This is a genomic window from Marinobacterium sedimentorum, assembly GCF_024267675.1.
GTDB lineage: Bacteria > Pseudomonadota > Gammaproteobacteria > Pseudomonadales > Balneatricaceae > Marinobacterium_A > Marinobacterium_A sedimentorum.
This window is the reverse complement of sequence record NZ_JALDYX010000088.1, coordinates 1-663: the sequence shown is the minus strand read 5'-3', so window position 1 is coordinate 663 and position 663 is coordinate 1. Positions and strand designations below refer to the sequence as shown.

General features: G+C 46.9%; 2 tRNA genes. Both read right to left on the bottom strand.

The features are described 5' to 3' along the window. Window positions 1-211: 211 nt before the first annotated feature. Window positions 212-287 (bottom strand) — tRNA-Ala (locus MRS74_RS23560). Window positions 288-448: 161 nt separating this feature from the next. Beyond that, window positions 449-525 (bottom strand) — tRNA-Ile (locus tag MRS74_RS23555). Window positions 526-663 lie beyond the last annotated feature (138 nt).

Below are 663 nucleotides of genomic sequence, written 5' to 3'. Positions count from 1 at the left end.
CTACAGTACAAGACATATCTCGAATTAATTCGAATCCATATTGTTAAAGAGCGATTCGGTCCACGGATGGACCTGACATCAAAAGAGCCATGGAAGGCGCTTCGATGAAAGCATTGAAGCTTTAAAAGATGAACTTTATAAAAAGTGCATGTTTTAAAACTCACGTAGCGCAATGATGTTCCGGATCAGGTAATTCCACACCACCCGAGAATGGTGGAGCTATGCGGGATCGAACCGCAGACCTCCTGCGTGCAAAGCAGGCGCTCTCCCAGCTGAGCTATAGCCCCGGAACTTTTTCTGAAACAGTTGACCAGGTAAAATATCCAACCATGCTGAACGACTGCGAAGCCTGAGTGGACTTGAACCACCGACTTCACCCCCTTTCTTTATATAAAGAGTGGGGTGCGCTCTAACCATCGGAGCTACTGCAATTATTCTGACGAATAATTGGTAGGCCTGAGTGGACTTGAACCACCGACCTCACCCTTATCAGGGGTGCGCTCTAACCAGCTGAGCTACAAGCCTACATCATCAAGCTTTTAGCCTTACAACTAAAAGCCTGTTATCCACAGGTTATCCCCGCGAATAGTTCGCTCTCTTTAACGTTTGATCAGGTAATTCGTGTGGACGCTATGCCAGAACAAGCCATGTCGTTTAAGGAGG